This window comes from Vibrio sp. SS-MA-C1-2 (genome assembly GCF_021513135.1).
In the GTDB taxonomy this organism is placed as follows: Bacteria; Pseudomonadota; Gammaproteobacteria; order Enterobacterales; family Vibrionaceae.
This window is the reverse complement of the sequence record NZ_CP090981.1, coordinates 2,434,284-2,450,572: the sequence shown is the minus strand read 5'-3', so window position 1 is coordinate 2,450,572 and position 16,289 is coordinate 2,434,284. Positions and strand designations below refer to the sequence as shown.

14 protein-coding genes are annotated in these 16,289 nt (G+C 36.4%); 11 read left to right on the top strand and 3 right to left on the bottom strand.

The genetic code is table 11. The features are described from left to right. The first annotated feature begins 191 nt into the window (after positions 1-191). The 6 genes from L0B53_RS15515 to L0B53_RS15490 all read left to right on the top strand — a co-directional run bounded on the left by L0B53_RS15515 (position 192) and on the right by L0B53_RS15490 (position 8,351). Entirely contained in the window at positions 192-1,967 is a 1,776-nt protein-coding gene (locus tag L0B53_RS15515; RefSeq protein WP_235060514.1) for a solute:sodium symporter family transporter, read from the top strand. A gap of 249 nt (positions 1,968-2,216) precedes the next feature. After that, positions 2,217-4,541 (top strand): molybdopterin-dependent oxidoreductase, encoded by a 2,325-nt coding sequence (locus tag L0B53_RS15510; protein ID WP_235060513.1) that lies wholly within the window; start codon positions 2,217-2,219, stop codon positions 4,539-4,541. A gap of 69 nt (positions 4,542-4,610) precedes the next feature. Next, on the top strand, positions 4,611-5,354 hold the full coding sequence (locus tag L0B53_RS15505; protein ID WP_235060512.1) for a YoaK family protein: 744 nt from the start codon (positions 4,611-4,613) through the stop codon (positions 5,352-5,354). Between the two features lie 338 nt (positions 5,355-5,692). Next, a complete protein-coding gene (locus L0B53_RS15500) occupies positions 5,693-6,196 on the top strand; it encodes a hypothetical protein (protein WP_235060511.1) in 504 nt (167 codons plus the stop codon). 176 nt (positions 6,197-6,372) lie between these two features. Further along, positions 6,373-7,212: an SDR family NAD(P)-dependent oxidoreductase gene (locus L0B53_RS15495; protein ID WP_235060510.1), complete on the top strand. Its 840-nt coding sequence runs from the start codon at positions 6,373-6,375 to the stop codon at positions 7,210-7,212. Positions 7,213-7,487: 275 nt separating this feature from the next. Then, positions 7,488-8,351, top strand: coding sequence for a hypothetical protein (locus tag L0B53_RS15490; RefSeq protein WP_235060509.1), 864 nt, complete (start codon positions 7,488-7,490; stop codon positions 8,349-8,351). Positions 8,352-8,629: 278 nt separating this feature from the next. On the opposite strand, the gene L0B53_RS15485 is transcribed toward L0B53_RS15490, so the two are convergent. Both L0B53_RS15485 and L0B53_RS15480 read right to left on the bottom strand, forming a co-directional pair. Further along, positions 8,630-8,965: a YbjQ family protein gene (locus L0B53_RS15485; protein ID WP_235060508.1), complete on the bottom strand. Its 336-nt coding sequence runs from the start codon at positions 8,963-8,965 to the stop codon at positions 8,630-8,632. A 149-nt stretch (positions 8,966-9,114) separates the two neighbouring features. Then, the gene (locus L0B53_RS15480) at positions 9,115-9,402 is read right to left on the bottom strand and encodes a helix-turn-helix transcriptional regulator (protein WP_235060507.1); all 288 of its coding nucleotides are present in this window, start codon (positions 9,400-9,402) and stop codon (positions 9,115-9,117) included. Between the two features lie 169 nt (positions 9,403-9,571). Between L0B53_RS15480 and L0B53_RS15475 the strand changes: the two genes are divergently transcribed. The 5 genes from L0B53_RS15475 to L0B53_RS15455 all read left to right on the top strand — a co-directional run bounded on the left by L0B53_RS15475 (position 9,572) and on the right by L0B53_RS15455 (position 14,547). Next, complete coding sequence (locus tag L0B53_RS15475) at positions 9,572-10,675, top strand: permease (RefSeq protein WP_235060505.1); 1,104 nt, start codon at positions 9,572-9,574, stop codon at positions 10,673-10,675. Positions 10,676-10,850: 175 nt separating this feature from the next. After that, a complete protein-coding gene (locus L0B53_RS15470; protein ID WP_235060504.1) occupies positions 10,851-11,327 on the top strand; it encodes an MFS transporter in 477 nt (158 codons plus the stop codon). Further along, entirely contained in the window at positions 11,303-12,079 is a 777-nt protein-coding gene (locus L0B53_RS15465; RefSeq protein WP_235060503.1) for an MFS transporter, read from the top strand. The genes L0B53_RS15470 and L0B53_RS15465 overlap by 25 nt, the downstream gene beginning before the upstream one ends. Positions 12,080-12,299: 220 nt before the next feature. Beyond that, positions 12,300-13,079: a class II glutamine amidotransferase gene (locus L0B53_RS15460; protein ID WP_235060502.1), complete on the top strand. Its 780-nt coding sequence runs from the start codon at positions 12,300-12,302 to the stop codon at positions 13,077-13,079. A 31-nt stretch (positions 13,080-13,110) separates the two neighbouring features. Beyond that, a complete protein-coding gene (locus L0B53_RS15455; protein WP_311197301.1) occupies positions 13,111-14,547 on the top strand; it encodes a glutathione synthase in 1,437 nt (478 codons plus the stop codon). Between the two features lie 109 nt (positions 14,548-14,656). Here L0B53_RS15455 and L0B53_RS15450 read toward each other — a convergent pair whose 3' ends face one another. Further along, positions 14,657-15,685 carry a substrate-binding domain-containing protein gene (locus L0B53_RS15450; protein ID WP_235060500.1) on the bottom strand — a complete coding sequence of 343 codons (1,029 nt, stop codon included), beginning with the start codon at positions 15,683-15,685 and terminating at the stop codon, positions 14,657-14,659. Positions 15,686-16,289: the final 604 nt, after the last annotated feature.

Here is a 16,289-nt window from a genome sequence, read left to right as displayed (position 1 = left end):
TATGTGATCCCCTTCAGTTAATAGAAATAAATAACCATTATTCTTATTAATTGTTTCGTTTAATTCATTATCAATTTATTTATTACATGTGAAAATGCAAAATGGTAAGTAATGATAGAGTCTGGGGTATCTGCATGTTTATAGATATTTAAGAGAGTAAGTAAATCAGACATCGTAAAGGGAGAACATTGATGCTGACTATTATTTCATTTCTATTTTTTACCGCACTAGTTGCTATTATTTCATATCAGAAAACAAGGAAAGAAAATCTGTCCAATGTGACAGGATATTTTTTAGCTGGACGAAGTTTACCTTGGTATGTTATTGCTGGTTCACTTTTTTTAACCAATATTTCAGCAGAACAATTAACAGGCTTAAATGCGAATGCTTTTCGTAATGGTGCGAATGTAATGGCATGGGAAGCGACTTCCGCCTTAACGTTAATCGTATTAGCATTTATATTTTTACCTCGATTTTTGCGATCAGGTATTACGACTATTCCACAATTTCTAGAGCGTCGTTATGGTAAAAGAATGCGTATTATCTCTTCTGCGATCTTTATCTATGCAATCGTCATTGGATTTCTACCTTTTGTGCTTTATGCCGGCGCGATTACCTTAGGAAAGCTGTTTGATGTTAGCGCAATATTAGGTATCTCTGATTACGCAACGACATGGTTAATGGTAATTGCTATTGGAGTGATTGGTGGTTTATATGCTGTATTTGGTGGCTTAAAAGCTGTTGCTGTTTCGGATACGATTAATGGTGTTGGATTATTAATTGCCGGGTTATTGATCCCTATTGTAGGGTTATATCAGTTAGGCACTGGAGATATTAGTGATGGATTTAATATTCTTCTCACTGATGCCCCTGAACGAATGCAAGCGGCTGGATTAACAGAGAGCAGTAATATCCCTTGGCATGGCCTTATCTCGGGTGTATTAATCATTAACTTATTCTATTGGTGTACAAATCAAGCGATTGTTCAACGAACTTTAGCGGCAAAGAATCTGGCTGAAGGACAAAAAGGTATTTTAGCTGCTGCCGCCCTAAAGATATTAGGTGTTGTGATGCTGGTTCTGCCTGGAATTATCGCATGGCATATGCACCAACGAGGAATGTTAGCGATTCCAATGAAAGCGGGATCTGATATCTTAAACTCAGATATGTCTTATCCGATTTTAGTTCGTGAAGTGCTTCCTACTTGGTTAACCGGTTTCTTTGGCGCGGCCTTATTTGGTGCTGTATTAAGTTCATTTAATAGTGGGGTAAATAGTTTATCAACATTGATAAGTCTTGATATTTATAAACAGTTGATTCGTCCCGCGGCGAGCGATGCAGAAACAGTTCGTATTGGTAAAATCTTTGGTATTGCGACAATTGTGATTTGTATTGTTATTGCACCATTTATTTCTACCGCTGAAAGTTTATATACATTAATGCGAACAATTATGGCGGTGATTAATGTCCCTATTTTTGCTGTGATTTTGATGGGTGTTCTATCTAAACGAGCCCCTGCATTAGCCGGTTATGTAGGTTTAGTGACTGGAATGGTCTTTTTCTTTATCAGTAACTTTATTTTAAAAGGGAATTTTGGATTATTTACTGTTCATTGGTTAAATCTTGTTGGAATGAATTTAATTCTAATGTTAGCGGTCATGACGGTAATTCGATATTGGAAGCCAATGGATAAGCCTTATGTTCAACCAGATAATAGTGCTGTTGATATTGTTGAATGGAAACATGCTCGTTTAGCGAGTTGGATTTTGATCTTCTGTTTTATGGCATTATATATAGTATTCTCGCCACTTGGTGTCACATCAGATACCGGTTCTACTGCAAAAGTAATCATTGCATTAACGGGGAGTATGCTGGTTTTTTATGTTTTATATCATTTGGTAAAAACTGTCTTACTAAGACGTAATCCTGATAATAAAAAAGTAAAAGTACAGCTTCAGTCTGAGTAATAGTCAGTTTTTATTATTCATTATGACGCGAGTGATAACCATCAAAAGCATCTCAAACTGAGATGCTTTTTTATTTCTAATGAATTTGGGCTTTGATGCAAGATATTATCTTTTATGGTGTATCGTTTAACTTTAACAAGCAACTAGCCTCAGTCTTTGATCTATAATTTGTAGCTTCCATGATTAAGATCTGTTTATCTCTCCTTATGCTATTATTGATTATATTTAATTTAGTCACTGAGCCCTTCCATGCAAGAATCGCGTAGCAACTCTGTAGAACATATTCCTTCTTATTGTACTCAATGTATCTCACGTTGTGGTTGCACTGCGATTGTAGAAAATGGTCAGTTAAAAACAATAGAAAAGCTAGAAGGCCACCCGACAGGAAACGTGATTTGTGTTAAGGGTAAAGCGGCACCAGAGATGGTTTATCATCCTAATCGAGTATTAACGCCTTTAAAACGAACAAACACTAAGAGAGAGTTGCCAGCAAAATGGCAGCCGATATCGTGGCAACAAGCTTATGATGAAATAACCACTAAGCTCGCCACTATAAAGTCAGAATCAGGTGCTGAAAGTGTTTGCTGGGGAGTGACAACCCCAAGTGCGACGGCGATGTGTGACAGTTTTATGTGGGTAAATCGTTTAGCTCGTGCCTTTGGTTCTCCTAATGTGTTATTTGCGACAGAGAATTGTAATTGGCATAAAGATTTTTCCCCGACCATTACATCTGGTCAGGGAATTGGAATGCCAGATTACCAACATACCGATTGCATTATATTATGGGGTGTTAACCCGATAGCAAGCTGGCCTAGCCATGCAGAGCAAATATTAAAAGCGAAAAAACGTGGGGCAAAATTAATTGTTATTGATCCACGTAAGACTCAAATTGCACAGCATGCTGATATCTGGTTACCGATAAAGCCATCGACTGACGGAGTTTTAGCGCAGTTTCTTTCATGTTATTTAATTGAACAAAATGTGTTTAATCATGAGTTTATTCAATCTTGGAGTAATGCGCCCTTATTGGTGCGTGAAGATAATGGTGAATTCTTAAAACGATCAGATATCCACTGTTTATCATCGACAGAGCGTGACTCTTTTCTAGCTTGGAACAGTTCTACTCAATCTTATGTGACGTCTTTTATTTCAGAAAATCGTGCAGCAATGCCGCATTTTTCTTGTCCTGAGAGTCAGTTAGCGTTATTGGGTGAATATATGGTTAATGGAATTCAATGTCGACCAGCATTTGATTTTTTCTATCAGTCAGTAAAAGAATTTACAATTGAAAAAACGGCAGAGTTAACAACATTATCTACTGAACTATTACAACAATTAACTATTTTGCTTGCTGATTTAATGAAACAACAAAAAAGTATTAGTTATTTCACATGGACAGGGACTGGGCAACAAAGTGAGTCGACACAAACGGCACGTGCAATAAGCTGCTTGTATGGATTAACAGGATGTTTAGATAAAAAAGGCGGCAATGTCTATTTTAATAAAGTAAAACTGAATAACTTTATTGGTTATGACTTACTTCCTTTAGAGCAGCAAGAGAAAACCTTAGGATTAATGCATACATTGTCACCACAAGCAAAAGGATGGATTAATTCGGCAGATCTATTTCAAAGTGTGGTCAATGGGGCGCCATATTTAACGCGAGCAATGGTCTCATTTGGTGGTAACCCAATAGCGACAAAACCTAATAAAGAGATGATCAGCCAAACATTAGAAAATTTAGAATATTATGTTCATTGTGATCTTTTCATTAATGAATCTGCCAATTATGCTGATATTATTTTACCCGTTTCTTCTGCTTGGGAGCGATCTGGTCTTTATGCTAATTTTCAAGTTAACCAAGAGGCTGAGTCTTATATTCAGCTAAGACGACCTGTTATTTCAACGATAGGTGAATCTAAATCAGATACCGATATTGTGTTTGAGTTAGCCTGCCATTTAGATCTTCAACAACACTTTTTTGAGGGGAAAGTGCCGCAAGCACTAAACGCAGTGTTAGCACCGAGTGGCGTTACCTTGCAAGCGTTGAAAGACAATCCAGCCGGTATTGATTTAGCGTTAAATACTGAATATCAAAAATATCTTAAACAAGGTTTTGCAACCTCAACAAAAAAGTTTGAGTTCTATTCTGAAGCATTATTAAAAGACGGTATTTCACCGGTGCCGACTTTTTCTATGGTACAGACAGATGTTGAATATCCTTTGTTATTAACAACCGCAAAATACCCCTCTCGCTGTCATAGCCAACATACTGAGATTAATCGGTTAAAATCATCTAAAGCATATCCAATCGTGGAAATGTCAACTCAATTAGCTAACGATAAAAGTATCGAAAATAAAGAATTAATTGAGATAAAAACAGCGATTGGAAGTATTAAAGCCATAGTTAAACTCAATCATAATATTCAAACAGATACGATTTGCATTGATTATGGATGGACAGGTGAGAACAACCTTAATGCTATTTTAAATCATCAATTAGCTGACTCAATTTCGGGTTCAAATAACTTAAAAACACAACCTTGTTGTATTAGCAAAATAGAGGATAATTGAATGGAAGGTTATATCCTCCATACGTGACGCTGATAATGTGAACGTCAAATTATTCTTGTTGAATAAGGTATGAGTTTGATTGCAGTCAATGTCATGTTCAATCTCTGTGAGTATAATATTAATCTCTTTTATTTAATCTTTATATTCATGATAAAACGCATTCCTAACTGGTTATTATTTGGCTCTGTCTTATTAGCATTTACGGCAGGTTTTATTAATTCTGTTGCGCTATTATCTTTCCAGCATCATACCGTCTCTCATGTGACGGGCTCAATTACTCAAGCGATGAGCAGTATTGTAAAACCTGGCCATTTAGTGAATAGTCATGTGTTAAGCATTGTTGGGATGTTCTTTTTAGGTGCTGCAACATCGGGGCTTATCATTCGCAACAAAGTGCTTTATTTGGATCATCGGTATAGTATTGCATTATACTTAGAAGCCTTTATTCTGTTTGGGGCAACGTACTGCTTTTATAAGGGGCTAGTGTCTGGTGAAATGTTGGCGTCTTTTGCCTGTGGGTTACAAAATGCGATGTTGGCAACTTACAGTGGTTCAATTCTTCGTACTACACATTTGACTGGCATTATATCGGATTTAGGGACAGCATTAGGACAATGGCTTTCAAGGAAAGAAGTAAAATCTAACCAAGTAGCGATGCAACTTTTTATCCTAGTTGCATTTTCAGTTGGCGCACTGTTAGCTTCAGAATTATTGACAATATATGGACCACTGGTCATGTTGATACCTGCGATTTTAGTATCGTTTATTGCAACACTGTATATGGCAACATTAAATTATAAATTAAAAGCTTAACTACTTTTTAGATTCTCTTTTTCCTTAATAAACTATACCGTTTGTACTTGCTGGACTGAGCGGAAGACCCTGTTTTTATGTGGTTAATGAAGTAAAGGCGTAATAGATGGTATAATTTAATACCTCACCACTAATTAGATAGGCAGCTTATCTATTATCCACATGAATTTATTGATATTTTACGATGGATATTTATATTTCAAATGGCTATATTAATTCTGTTATTTTTTTAATTTTAAATCTTAATATTTATCTGACATAGTTAAATTGTACTTATATAGACTATTCCTGATTAGTACCTTTAGTTTTTTACTTATCGATATAGAAGGATATAAGTTATGTCATTTATTAATAGCTTTACAGAGGGCGATATTGTATACCAATATAAAGTGTGTGCTCTTGAGAAAAGAAGTAGTACGAGTTGGGGTAAGAATGAAAATTACTATCAGCGTGCATTTATTCTAGGGTTTGTGATCACAAAGATTACGATTACTTATTTCTTGGTTGTTGATGCTGAAGGGAATGAACATAAGTTCTCCTCAAAGAATGGAAGAGAATTAACCACTATTGATAAAAATAAGATTCAATTGATCACTAAACAAGAGTTATTAACTAAACATGTTGAGTTATATAAGAGTTTTAGTTTCTACTCAGCTTTCAAAGAAGTAGAGCTGTATTGTGAAAAATTAGATCAACTAGCCGATTACCCTCATCATAAGGATGATCCACGATCCCCATTGAAGGCTAAAGAACTAGATGATGCCTTAACACTACATCAAATATATCAGGATTTTAATCTATATATTGACTCAAAATTAAATGCTATCGAGGCGAGAGTATGAATGCTTATGATTCAATAAGAATTTTAAGTGTTTAATTTAATGTTTTTTTGGTTATTTTTAACAAAATTGAAAAAGGCATTCTCATTTTTGCAAACTCGAACTAGAGGATTTACCAGTTATTCCTGCCACCACTTAATGGATAATGCATCACATATTAGCCAACTCTGGAAAAGTGAATGAACGTAATTATTCTTGGTTTAAACAGTGGATTCAGTAATTCTATTTTAAATAACTTACCTGCGGATACGAAAATTGTAGGAACGGGGCGAGGCGTCAATCGTTATAGTCATGATGAACGTGTTATCGGCTTTCTGAGTATGGATATTACCAACGATGAATCAGTTGAAGATGCGATGAATAATGCGATTTCAATGCTCGATGATAAAGTTGATGCTGTCATTAATTGTATCGGTATGGGTACACGAGGTTATAGCGAAAAGTTCACAACAGATCAGATGAAAAAAGTTTTTGATATTAATATTTTTGGAACGCAGCGACTTTTTAGAGCGATTCTACCGCAGATGAAAAAACAACGATTTGGCAGTATCATCACAGTCACAGCTTTGCTTGGTCGCTTTTGTGTTCCGTTTTTAGGGCCTTATACATCATCGAAATGGGCACTTGAAGGGCTTTTAGAATCATACCGACATGAGTTAAAAAAAATGGGTATCGGTGTTTTTGTTGTTGAGCCAGGTGCACAAAGTACAAATTTTGGTGTCAATGCGATGCTTCCTGACGCTGAAGAGGCGACAAATCGTCACTATGATGAATATGATAGTTTAGAAGTTGAATTCTTCAAAACATTATCATCTGTAATGAAAGAGCATACTGAACAAGATCCAGCACAAGTAGGGAAAGCGATTGCAGATGTGGCATTAAATCCTCTTGATGCCCCTTTCCGGGTTGAAGTTGATACAACCGTGATTGGCGAAGAGATTAAGAAGTTAAATGCCTCTTACGAAGCCTCAATGGACAAAATATTTGAAGGTTATCAAATAAAGTCACTCCTTAAATAAGTTGTCATTAATAATAAATCTTGTTTTCTAGTAATAAGTGAATATTACTAGGAACTTCATGTTTTATTTATCTCTTTTTATAAGGAGGCATAGACGATAATTTAAATTAACCACGACAATGTAATAAAAAAAACACTCTAATCCTTACGGGTTTGTAATAAACATGACTTATCTACATCTTCTTAATTGAAGATATTTTCTGTTGGCGGAATTTGTTTGTCAATTAATAACGTCAATTATTTTATGTATATAAGTGAATAAACTGGAAATACTTAATGAAAAAATTAATCACTAGCTCACTTTTAATTTTAACTTTTATAGCTAGCAATACTTTCGCAGAAACAAAAATTGATAATCACCATAAAACTGAAACACTTGCACAAGTTTCTAAGAAACTAAGTGATCCAACATCGAATGTTTGGGCGTTATTTACTTCGGTAAACTTTACTGGTTATAGCGGTTCAGATGTTACCGGTGACAAATATGGTCAAAATATTGTCTTCCAACCTATTATGCCATTTCATCTTACTGAAGATGTTAAATTGATCACTCGTCCAGTTATCTCTTTTAATAGCCAACCTGCATTGGTGTCAGAAGGGCATACTGAACGTCATTACGGTTTAAGTGACTTACAATTGCCTTTGATGGTTTCTCCTAAAAGCGATACAGATTTCTCTTGGGCATTTGGTCCATCGTTTATCTTACCAACTAATACCGGTGATTTAGAGAAAGGGCATGTATGGCAAGGCGGTGCAGCAGCATTAATGGTTTGGAAACCAAAAGGGTATGTACTTGGTACACTAAACCAGTACTGGCGAAATATCTCTAGTGAAGATAAAGAGAATGAGCAAGATCACGGTCAAATTAATCTGTTTTTAATTAAGTCATTAGGTGGCGCTCAAGAGATTGGTATTACACCAACGATCACTTATGATAATAAAATTAATAATGGTGGTGGCAAATGGAATGTACCACTAGGATTAACCTATTCATTTATGCATCGGTTTGGTAGCACACCAGCAAAAGTTCAAGTTGGACTAGAGAAGTCGGTGATTAAGAATGACGAGTACGGTCAAGACTGGAACCTGAAAATCAATATTATTCCAGTTGTAAACGTTAAAATGGATCCGTTATTCTAATTAGATAACTTGTTTCCCCCCTCGACCAATATCGTTATTAGCGATTAATTCTTAAATCACGATTTGATTGAGGGGAATGACATTTATACCCTTCATTCTTGAAGTTGCTAGGTTGTTGGCTGCACTCATTCGCCCCAATAATATAGTACTCCTATACTCATGAGGCCTCATTCGCTTGGCGCCTACTAGCAACTCCAATTACTTTGGGTATAAGCAGTAAGGATACACCTAAAATAGTTGGAGTTATTAGCCGCTTCAAGTATGAAGAGGATATACATTTAACGAACCACGGCGGCAGTGCCTGTTATCGTCACCATCAGCATCTCTTTATCACCACCGGAAATTTCTTCTACATCAATCGCGATGCCAATCACAGCGTTACATCCCATCTTTTCGGCTTTATTTTTTAAATCTTCAATTGCTTCTTGTTTTATATCGTCCAATTTACTCATATAGCTATTGGATTTACCGCCAAAAAAGTCAGTGAAACCGGCAAAAAAATCTCGGAAAAAGTTAGTACCTGAAACAATAGAGGTAGTAATAATACCTTCTACCGATTCTATGCGTAAATGATCGGGTATCTGAGCGGTAGTCGTGATGATACGATTGTTCATAATGATAAGTACCTTGTCGTTATTTTCGTCAATATTTTAATTTAGTATTTACAGTCAGATACAATAATGAGCTAAAGAGGCTACGTCAAATACGACGTATTCACTCATGGACGATTAAACTTTTCTGTATTTAAGTTAATCGTTCTATTTTACTCTTTAATACAACACTCTTGATGGAGGTATGACATCACGTCATTGAGGGCATTAAACTCTACCACACAGTATAACGACCGTCCGTTACGCTGCTGAGATAATAGACCCGCAGAGCATAGTGTTGAAATATGATGGGAGAGTGTCGAGTTGGGAATATTTAACTTTTCTTGTATATCTCCGACAACTAACCCGTTTTTCCCTTTTTTTACAATTTCCTTGTAGATACTTAATCGTGTCGGATGTCCGAGCGTTTTCAACGCTTTTGCTACCATATCCAGTTTCATAAAATCGATCCTCATCACTATAGGGAAGTCATCAATTCTACCATTAAATCACCCTCTGCACTATATTTCTGGAATCTAGGAAATATAAATTGACAATTAAGTCATTGTAACTATAATTCCAGAACATTGGAAATAAGTGCAAAATAATTGTTAATTAATGGAGATTGAAATGAGTCCTGAATTTATGGATATGGCAAAAGAAGCACTAGGTATGTTTGCATTCCTTGCGACAGAGTTAGTGATTTTATTCTTAGCTATCAGTTATGTTGTTGGTATTCTTCAAGAATATATGACACCAGAAAAAGTACAAAATATATTAAGTTCAAAAAAAGGCAAAGGGTACATTATCTCCGCGTTACTTGGTTCTATTACACCATTTTGTTCTTGTTCAACAATCCCATTTTTAAAAGGATTATTAAGAGCGCGTGCTGGTTTCGGTCCGATGATGGTGTTCTTATTCGCAAGTCCATTACTTAACCCAATTATTATTGGCCTATTTGTCGTAACATTTGGTTGGAAAGTGGCACTTTTCTACTTTGTTATTGCAATGACAGTGTCAGTAACAGCGGGTTATGTACTTGAGAAGTTAGGTTTTGAACGATACGTAAAACCAGAAGCTTATGATTCAGCAATTAAAGAAACGTCATGTTGTGGAACTGAGCCAGCTAAAGAAGAATCGGCTTCATGCTGTACGCCTGAGCCTGTGGCTGAGACTTCTTGTTGTACACCAGAACCAGCAATGGCAACATCTTGCTGTACGTCAGAGCCAGTTGCTGCAACATCTTGTTGTACATCAGCGCCTGCAGTTGAAACTGAAACTTGCTGCGGTACAACAACTAAAAATCCAGCAGTAAAAGAACCTAGTCGCTGGGTACGTATCTGGCACAGCACTTGGGCGGATTTTCTGCAAGTGCTTCCATACCTATTAATCGGTGTGGCGATTGGTTCATTAATCTATGGCTTTATTCCAACAGATTTAATTGCCGAGTATGCAGGTGAGAACGTTTGGTATGCGGTTCCAATTGCAGCGGTAATTGGTATTCCACTATACATTCGTGCTGAAGCGGTTATTCCTCTAAGTATGGCGTTAGTTAAAAAAGGCATGGCATTAGGTTCAGTGATGGCGTTGATTATTGGTAGTGCAGGTGCAAGTTTAACAGAAGTTATTTTGTTAAAAGCGATCTTCAAAAACCAAATGATTGCTGCATTCTTGTTTGTCATCCTATCAATGGCAATTAGTGCGGGCTATCTGTATGGCTTTATCTTTGGCTAAGTTGCTATGCAGACCCAAGGGTCTAGTTGGAACTGACTAGCTATTTAAAAACGGCTAGAGATTTAGAATCAACCTGGTTCTTTAAAATTAAACCGTATCAGTGAAATATTGGTACGGTTTTTTTGTATTCAGCTCAGTTTGTCTGAATTCCCATTGATTTAACAAAGGAATTGGTATGTTGAAATTACCTCGTAATATTTGGTTATTGGCTTTAATGCAACCTTTAGTCGTATCAACGGGAGGATTAAACTCTGTTGTTGCGAGTATTATTGGTAATGATTTGAGTCAAAATCCGAACTTAGCGACGCTGCCTATTGCTGCTTTTATGACAGGTTTAGCACTGTTCGTTGTCCCAGGTTCTAAATTACAAGAGAGATTTGGACGAAAACCACTATTCATCGTCGCCTCACTGTTAAGTGCCATAATTGGTTTGATGGCTGCTATTAGTATAGAACAAGCCTTTTTTTGGGGATTTGTCTCCAGTTGTTTTGCTTTTGGAACACAAATGGCCGTTATTGTACAGTATCGTTATGCTGCGATTGAGAGCTGTCAAGATCAGCAAGATATTACTAAAGCATTGAGTTTAATTTTGATGGGGGAATTTCATCTGCAATCATTGGGCCTGAGTTGGTCGATTTTGCTAAATATTTAACTGTTTTTGACTCTTTATATGCGAATGCCTACCTATTTATTTCTATTTTTCATCTTATTGCGGCTGGATTATTACTGATCTTTTTTGAACCGATCTCTAAAAAGGATGCCAAGAAGCAAGAGCTGTTATCTCCTTCATTAAGTGACAGTGAAATCCGTTCATTATTTAGATTGGCGGTAATTATTGGTGTCATCGCTTATGCAATCATGGCAATGATAATGACAGCAACACCACTGGCAATGAAAGCATCGTTATTTTCAATTGAGCAAATTAAGTGGGTTATTCAAGCCCATATTCTTGCGATGTATATTCCTTCTTTATTTACGGCCAAAATGGTTAAATCGATGGGAATACATAAGATGTTGATAGCTGGGTTACTGCTTATGGTTTTAAGCTTAATGATTGCATTAATATCGCGAACATTTAGTCACTTTATATTCTCGCTTATTTTCCTTGGGTTAGGTTGGAATGTTCTATTTTTAAGTGGCACAACGTTACTTTCTCAAACGTATTCAAATGCGACGAGATTTAAAGCTCAAGGACGGTTTGATTTAATGATTAGTCTCGCTCAAACCTCTTCTGTCTTTGCATCTGGTATTATATTTTCATTGTTTGGTTGGGATAATCTTCTATTGATTGCCTTAATTCCTCTATTCTTTTTAATGATTCATAGTTTAAAGTTCCTCGATCAGTTGCCAAAGTTATTATGTTGTAATACTCGACTAATTCATATCCTAAAAAAACAAGAGTAACGTTTAATTTTAGCTCTGTTGTGTAACGATAATGTAGTCGAATCTATGTTACTTGATCATGAGAGCTTTGATCTTGTGCGCAAAATTGATAAATAAAAAGTGATTAATTCTATGCTCTCGGGATTACTCTTGACTTACTTTATCTGTACTTTATTATTCCACTATTGCGGTATAATCGAATTAAAGTGAAGTTGATTTAAAAACTTATAAGAGGTGATTTATGTGTGAGCTATTAGGCCTGAGTAGTAATAAACCGACAACAATGAATAGAAGCTTTTCTTCACTAGCAGAACGTGGAGGAAACTCAGGTCCTCATCGCGATGGTTGGGGGGTGACCTTTTATGATAGCGTGAAGGGATGCCGTAATTTTAAAGATACTAATCCAAGTTGTTGCTCAGAAATTTCAGCATTTGTGCAGCAACATCGTATCGTTAGCCCATTAATTATTGCACATATCAGACAGGCTAATTGTGGTGAAGTCAGAAGTGAAAACACCCATCCTTTTACTCGTGAACTATGGGGAGAGTGTTGGACATTTGCACATAATGGTCAATTGAATGCTACTCTAAAATTAAACACGGGTGACTTTACACCAATGGGAGAAACAGATAGCGAACTCGCTTTTTGTTGGCTGCTTGATCAAATTAAGACTCATTTTATCACCCGACCAGAATCGGCATTTGACCTTTATGAATTTATCGCAGAAAAAGCACGGTATCTTAATCAGCATGGTGTTTTTAATATGCTACTAACAGACGGACGTTATCTTATGGCGTTCTGTGGCAGCAAATTAGCTTGGGTCAAGCGAGAGGCGCCTTTTGGCATGGTTAATTATTCAGAAGGGAAAGGTGAGCATGATTTAGCGCAACTTTATCAAGATGGTGATCAGGTAAATTTAATCGCCACAGAGCCGCTAACTGATGAGAACTGGCAACGAATGAGTCCCAATGAATATGCGCTCTTTAAAGAGGGGCGTTGTATGAGTTGTGAGTTTAATTAAACTATAAATTTTGGCGAATATAGGATCTTTAATGATGTTTGATGATAATAATAAAAAAGCCGTACAACATGCGATAGACTGGGCAATGTTACATAATGTAATGTTAAAAGCCTCAAATTTTACCAGTCGTCATGCGCCATTTAGTTTTACGCCACTGTTAATAGAAAAAGATCGTTACCAACAGTTAATTGATGCCTCACCGTTATTTGGTAAATTAATTAACCTGATTTCAGACGATCACAAGTTGATACGCGAGGCGATTTTACCCGTTGCAGAAAGTGATGACTTTTTTAGTGCGCTATTAGAAATGCATGAACAGATTCATTTTCAAGGAAAATCAGCTCGCCGAACTCCCTTGTTAATCATGCGTACCGACTTTATGGATGATATCAATAATGGACCGCAATTAATCGAATTTAATGGAATTGCTGCAGGGATGGGGCCTTTTGGTCAACGCATTCATCAGTTGCATCACGAGTTACAACAGCAATGTTCTTCTGTTTATCAGCAATGGACAGATGCACCACAAAGTGAGTTAGTCGATAATATTGCAATAGAAAGATTGGCCGATGGGATACAAAAGGCGACCCTAGCGATTAAACATGGATTTAATGAGTCACAACCGCCGCGTTTTTTAATGGTGACCCAAGAGAATGAAGATAATATTTTCGATCAATTCTTATTAGAAGAGGCGCTGCAACAGCGAGGCATTGAAACGCATCGACGGACCTTTAAAGAGCTTTACCATAAACTATCAACGGGGAAGCAAGATCGTCTGCTATTAGAAGGTGTCGGTTCGATTGATACGGTTTACCTCCGTGCGGGTTACCAATATTCTGATTATTTTTCAGAAGATATTGAAGAGCAAAAGTGTTGTGAAACTTTGATGAAAACCCGAGTCTTTATCGAACAGCATCAAGTGGCGGTTAATGCGACGGTTGGACAGCAATTAGCCACCAGTAAACGAATCCAACTGTTGCTTTCATCGATGAAGATGGAACAATTAGTTACGATTGGTTTAACCGAAGAAGAAGCAATAAAAATTCAGCCACTTATCGGCGAAATGCGTCAAATTGATCAAAATAGTGTCGAATTTATTAAACAGCAGTCGGCAGATGATTGGGTTTTAAAGAATCAAGGCGAAGGGGGAGGTCATTGTGTCTTCAATCAAGATATTTTGCCCGCATTACAAGCCATGTCAAAAAGTGAATATGATAGCTGGGCATTAATGCGACGTCTGCATCCAGCACCAAGAACACATCCGACACTGTTAGTGAGAGATGGCGAACTCACCTCAGTCAATGATTTGATTAGTGAAATTGGTATTTTTACCGTACATATCGCAGGTGAACCCGCGGTGGCTCAACAAGGTTACGCCGGCTATTTAGTCAGAAGCAAACGAGTGACAACAACCGAAGGCGGTGTTCATAGTGGTCTGGGAGTGCTGGACTCGTTAGCGGTAAAATAAAGATTTATTCTCTCCTTATTTGAAGTTGCTAGGTTGTTGGTTGCGCTCATTCACATGTCGCCTGCGAGCAACTTCAATTATTTGGGGGATAGAATATATAATAATTCTTCTAATGGTTAGGAGATCGCTTATCGTCACTTTTGAACTGAATCGTTGTTTGACGAGTAATTAATTCAATAGGAGGTAGCTTTGCTCTGACAACTTGACCCTTTAAAAGTTGTAACATTGAACTTGCACACATCACTCCAATCTCTTCTACTGGTTGTCGTAAAGTAGATAGTGCTGGAGTAAAAAATCTCGAGCTTGGTAAATCATCAAAGCCAATAATTGAAATTTGTTCTGGAACTTTAATCTTCGCATCATACAGTGCTTTCATTGCACCATATGCCATTTGGTCATTTGCAGCAAAAATAGCACTAAACTTAACGTTAGATTTCAGTAAGGTCTGAATTGCTCTGTATCCACCTTCAGAACTAAATTCGCCATTTCTCACTAATCTCGGGTTGAATGTGATTCCGCTGTCGGTTAACGATTGTTTATAACCTTCAAATCGTGAAATTGCATCAGGTTGACTTTCAACGCCTTTTAAATGAACGATGTGTTCATGCCCTAATTGAATTAAATGAAGAGTGGCAATATAACCACCTAAGTTATTATCGACAGAAATAGAGTATAAATTGTCACCTTCAATGTTATATCCAATAGCAACAACAGGGCAGTGTTGAGTAAACGCTAATATTTGTTGGTTAGTCAAACTTCCCATAATGATGATGATGCCATCAACATACGTGTTTTTTAGATAATTTAATGCTGAGATCTCAAGGTTATTTTGCCAATGACCAGAGACAATAACCAAGTTATAACCCTCTCGACTCAATTCCAATTCCATATCTTCTAATATACGACTGGTATAAGGGCTTTCTGGATTTTGTACTAAAACACCGATAGTCATTGTTCTTTGTTGTTTATCTTTCTTTTTGATTGGATTTTTAATCTCAAATTTTAACAGCTGAATGGCTTCTTGGATTGCGTTGGATTTTTCTTCAGAAACAAAAGTTGTTTGATTTAAAAATCGAGAAACAGTACTGGGGGAGACGCTGGCATGTTTTGCCACTTGTTGTAATGTGGTTTTTGTCATTTTTATACCTTTTGCTTTTATTCTGGTTTTTAATGTTATCCCCTTCTTACTTGACGTCTCTAACTTGTTTGCATCGCTCTTTCGTGTACTAGCAAATCCAATTACTTTGGGTATAACAACGTCAATCTATTGTGGTTATCAACTGTTCTAATTTATCAATATCATTTATTTTTATGCGTGAATTAAATGGTATTGTAATCCTATAATTGAAATATTGGCACTATAATCTGTTTTTATTATGAGGCTAATCACATAATTAGCTTGAACAAGATATTGAAGCAATTAAGGGTATTGGATAATTAATGATCGATATCTTTATTATCTCTTTATTTATGCGTGAAACGCCTTTCATTTATGAAAAAATTTTCAGAGATTGGTCGGTAATTGTTCCATTTCTCATTTTTATTCTGTGCTCTCGTTAACAGTTATTCATGAAATAGATATCTTGTTTTTGAAGAGTTCATCTTTTTTGTTTTCTAAGTGTATGTTTTTAAATCTATTTGTCGTTTATTTTTTTTGTTCTATTTTCATGATGTATATCGGAATATGTTATGTGAATAGACTCACATCTTTCATTTGTTTCATAAATAAAATAGCTCTTGAT

Bases quoted from the DNA above. Each gene is read 5' to 3' on its own strand.
- L0B53_RS15505 (WP_235060512.1), top strand. From the start codon at position 4,611: ATGAGTTTGATTGCAGTCAATGTCATGTTCAATCTCTGTGAGTATAAT.
- L0B53_RS15455 (WP_311197301.1), top strand. From the start codon at position 13,111: ATGATGTTTGATGATAATAATAAAAAAGCCGTACAACATGCGATAGAC.
- L0B53_RS15460 (WP_235060502.1), top strand. From the start codon at position 12,300: ATGTGTGAGCTATTAGGCCTGAGTAGTAATAAACCGACAACAATGAAT.
- L0B53_RS15485 (WP_235060508.1), bottom strand. From the start codon at position 8,965: ATGAACAATCGTATCATCACGACTACCGCTCAGATACCCGATCATTTA.
- L0B53_RS15510 (WP_235060513.1), top strand. From the start codon at position 2,217: ATGCAAGAATCGCGTAGCAACTCTGTAGAACATATTCCTTCTTATTGT.
- L0B53_RS15500 (WP_235060511.1), top strand. From the start codon at position 5,693: ATGTCATTTATTAATAGCTTTACAGAGGGCGATATTGTATACCAATAT.
- L0B53_RS15450 (WP_235060500.1), bottom strand. From the start codon at position 15,685: ATGACAAAAACCACATTACAACAAGTGGCAAAACATGCCAGCGTCTCC.
- L0B53_RS15470 (WP_235060504.1), top strand. From the start codon at position 10,851: ATGTTGAAATTACCTCGTAATATTTGGTTATTGGCTTTAATGCAACCT.
- L0B53_RS15475 (WP_235060505.1), top strand. From the start codon at position 9,572: ATGAGTCCTGAATTTATGGATATGGCAAAAGAAGCACTAGGTATGTTT.
- L0B53_RS15480 (WP_235060507.1), bottom strand. From the start codon at position 9,402: ATGAAACTGGATATGGTAGCAAAAGCGTTGAAAACGCTCGGACATCCG.
- L0B53_RS15495 (WP_235060510.1), top strand. From the start codon at position 6,373: ATGAACGTAATTATTCTTGGTTTAAACAGTGGATTCAGTAATTCTATT.
- L0B53_RS15515 (WP_235060514.1), top strand. From the start codon at position 192: ATGCTGACTATTATTTCATTTCTATTTTTTACCGCACTAGTTGCTATT.
- L0B53_RS15490 (WP_235060509.1), top strand. From the start codon at position 7,488: ATGAAAAAATTAATCACTAGCTCACTTTTAATTTTAACTTTTATAGCT.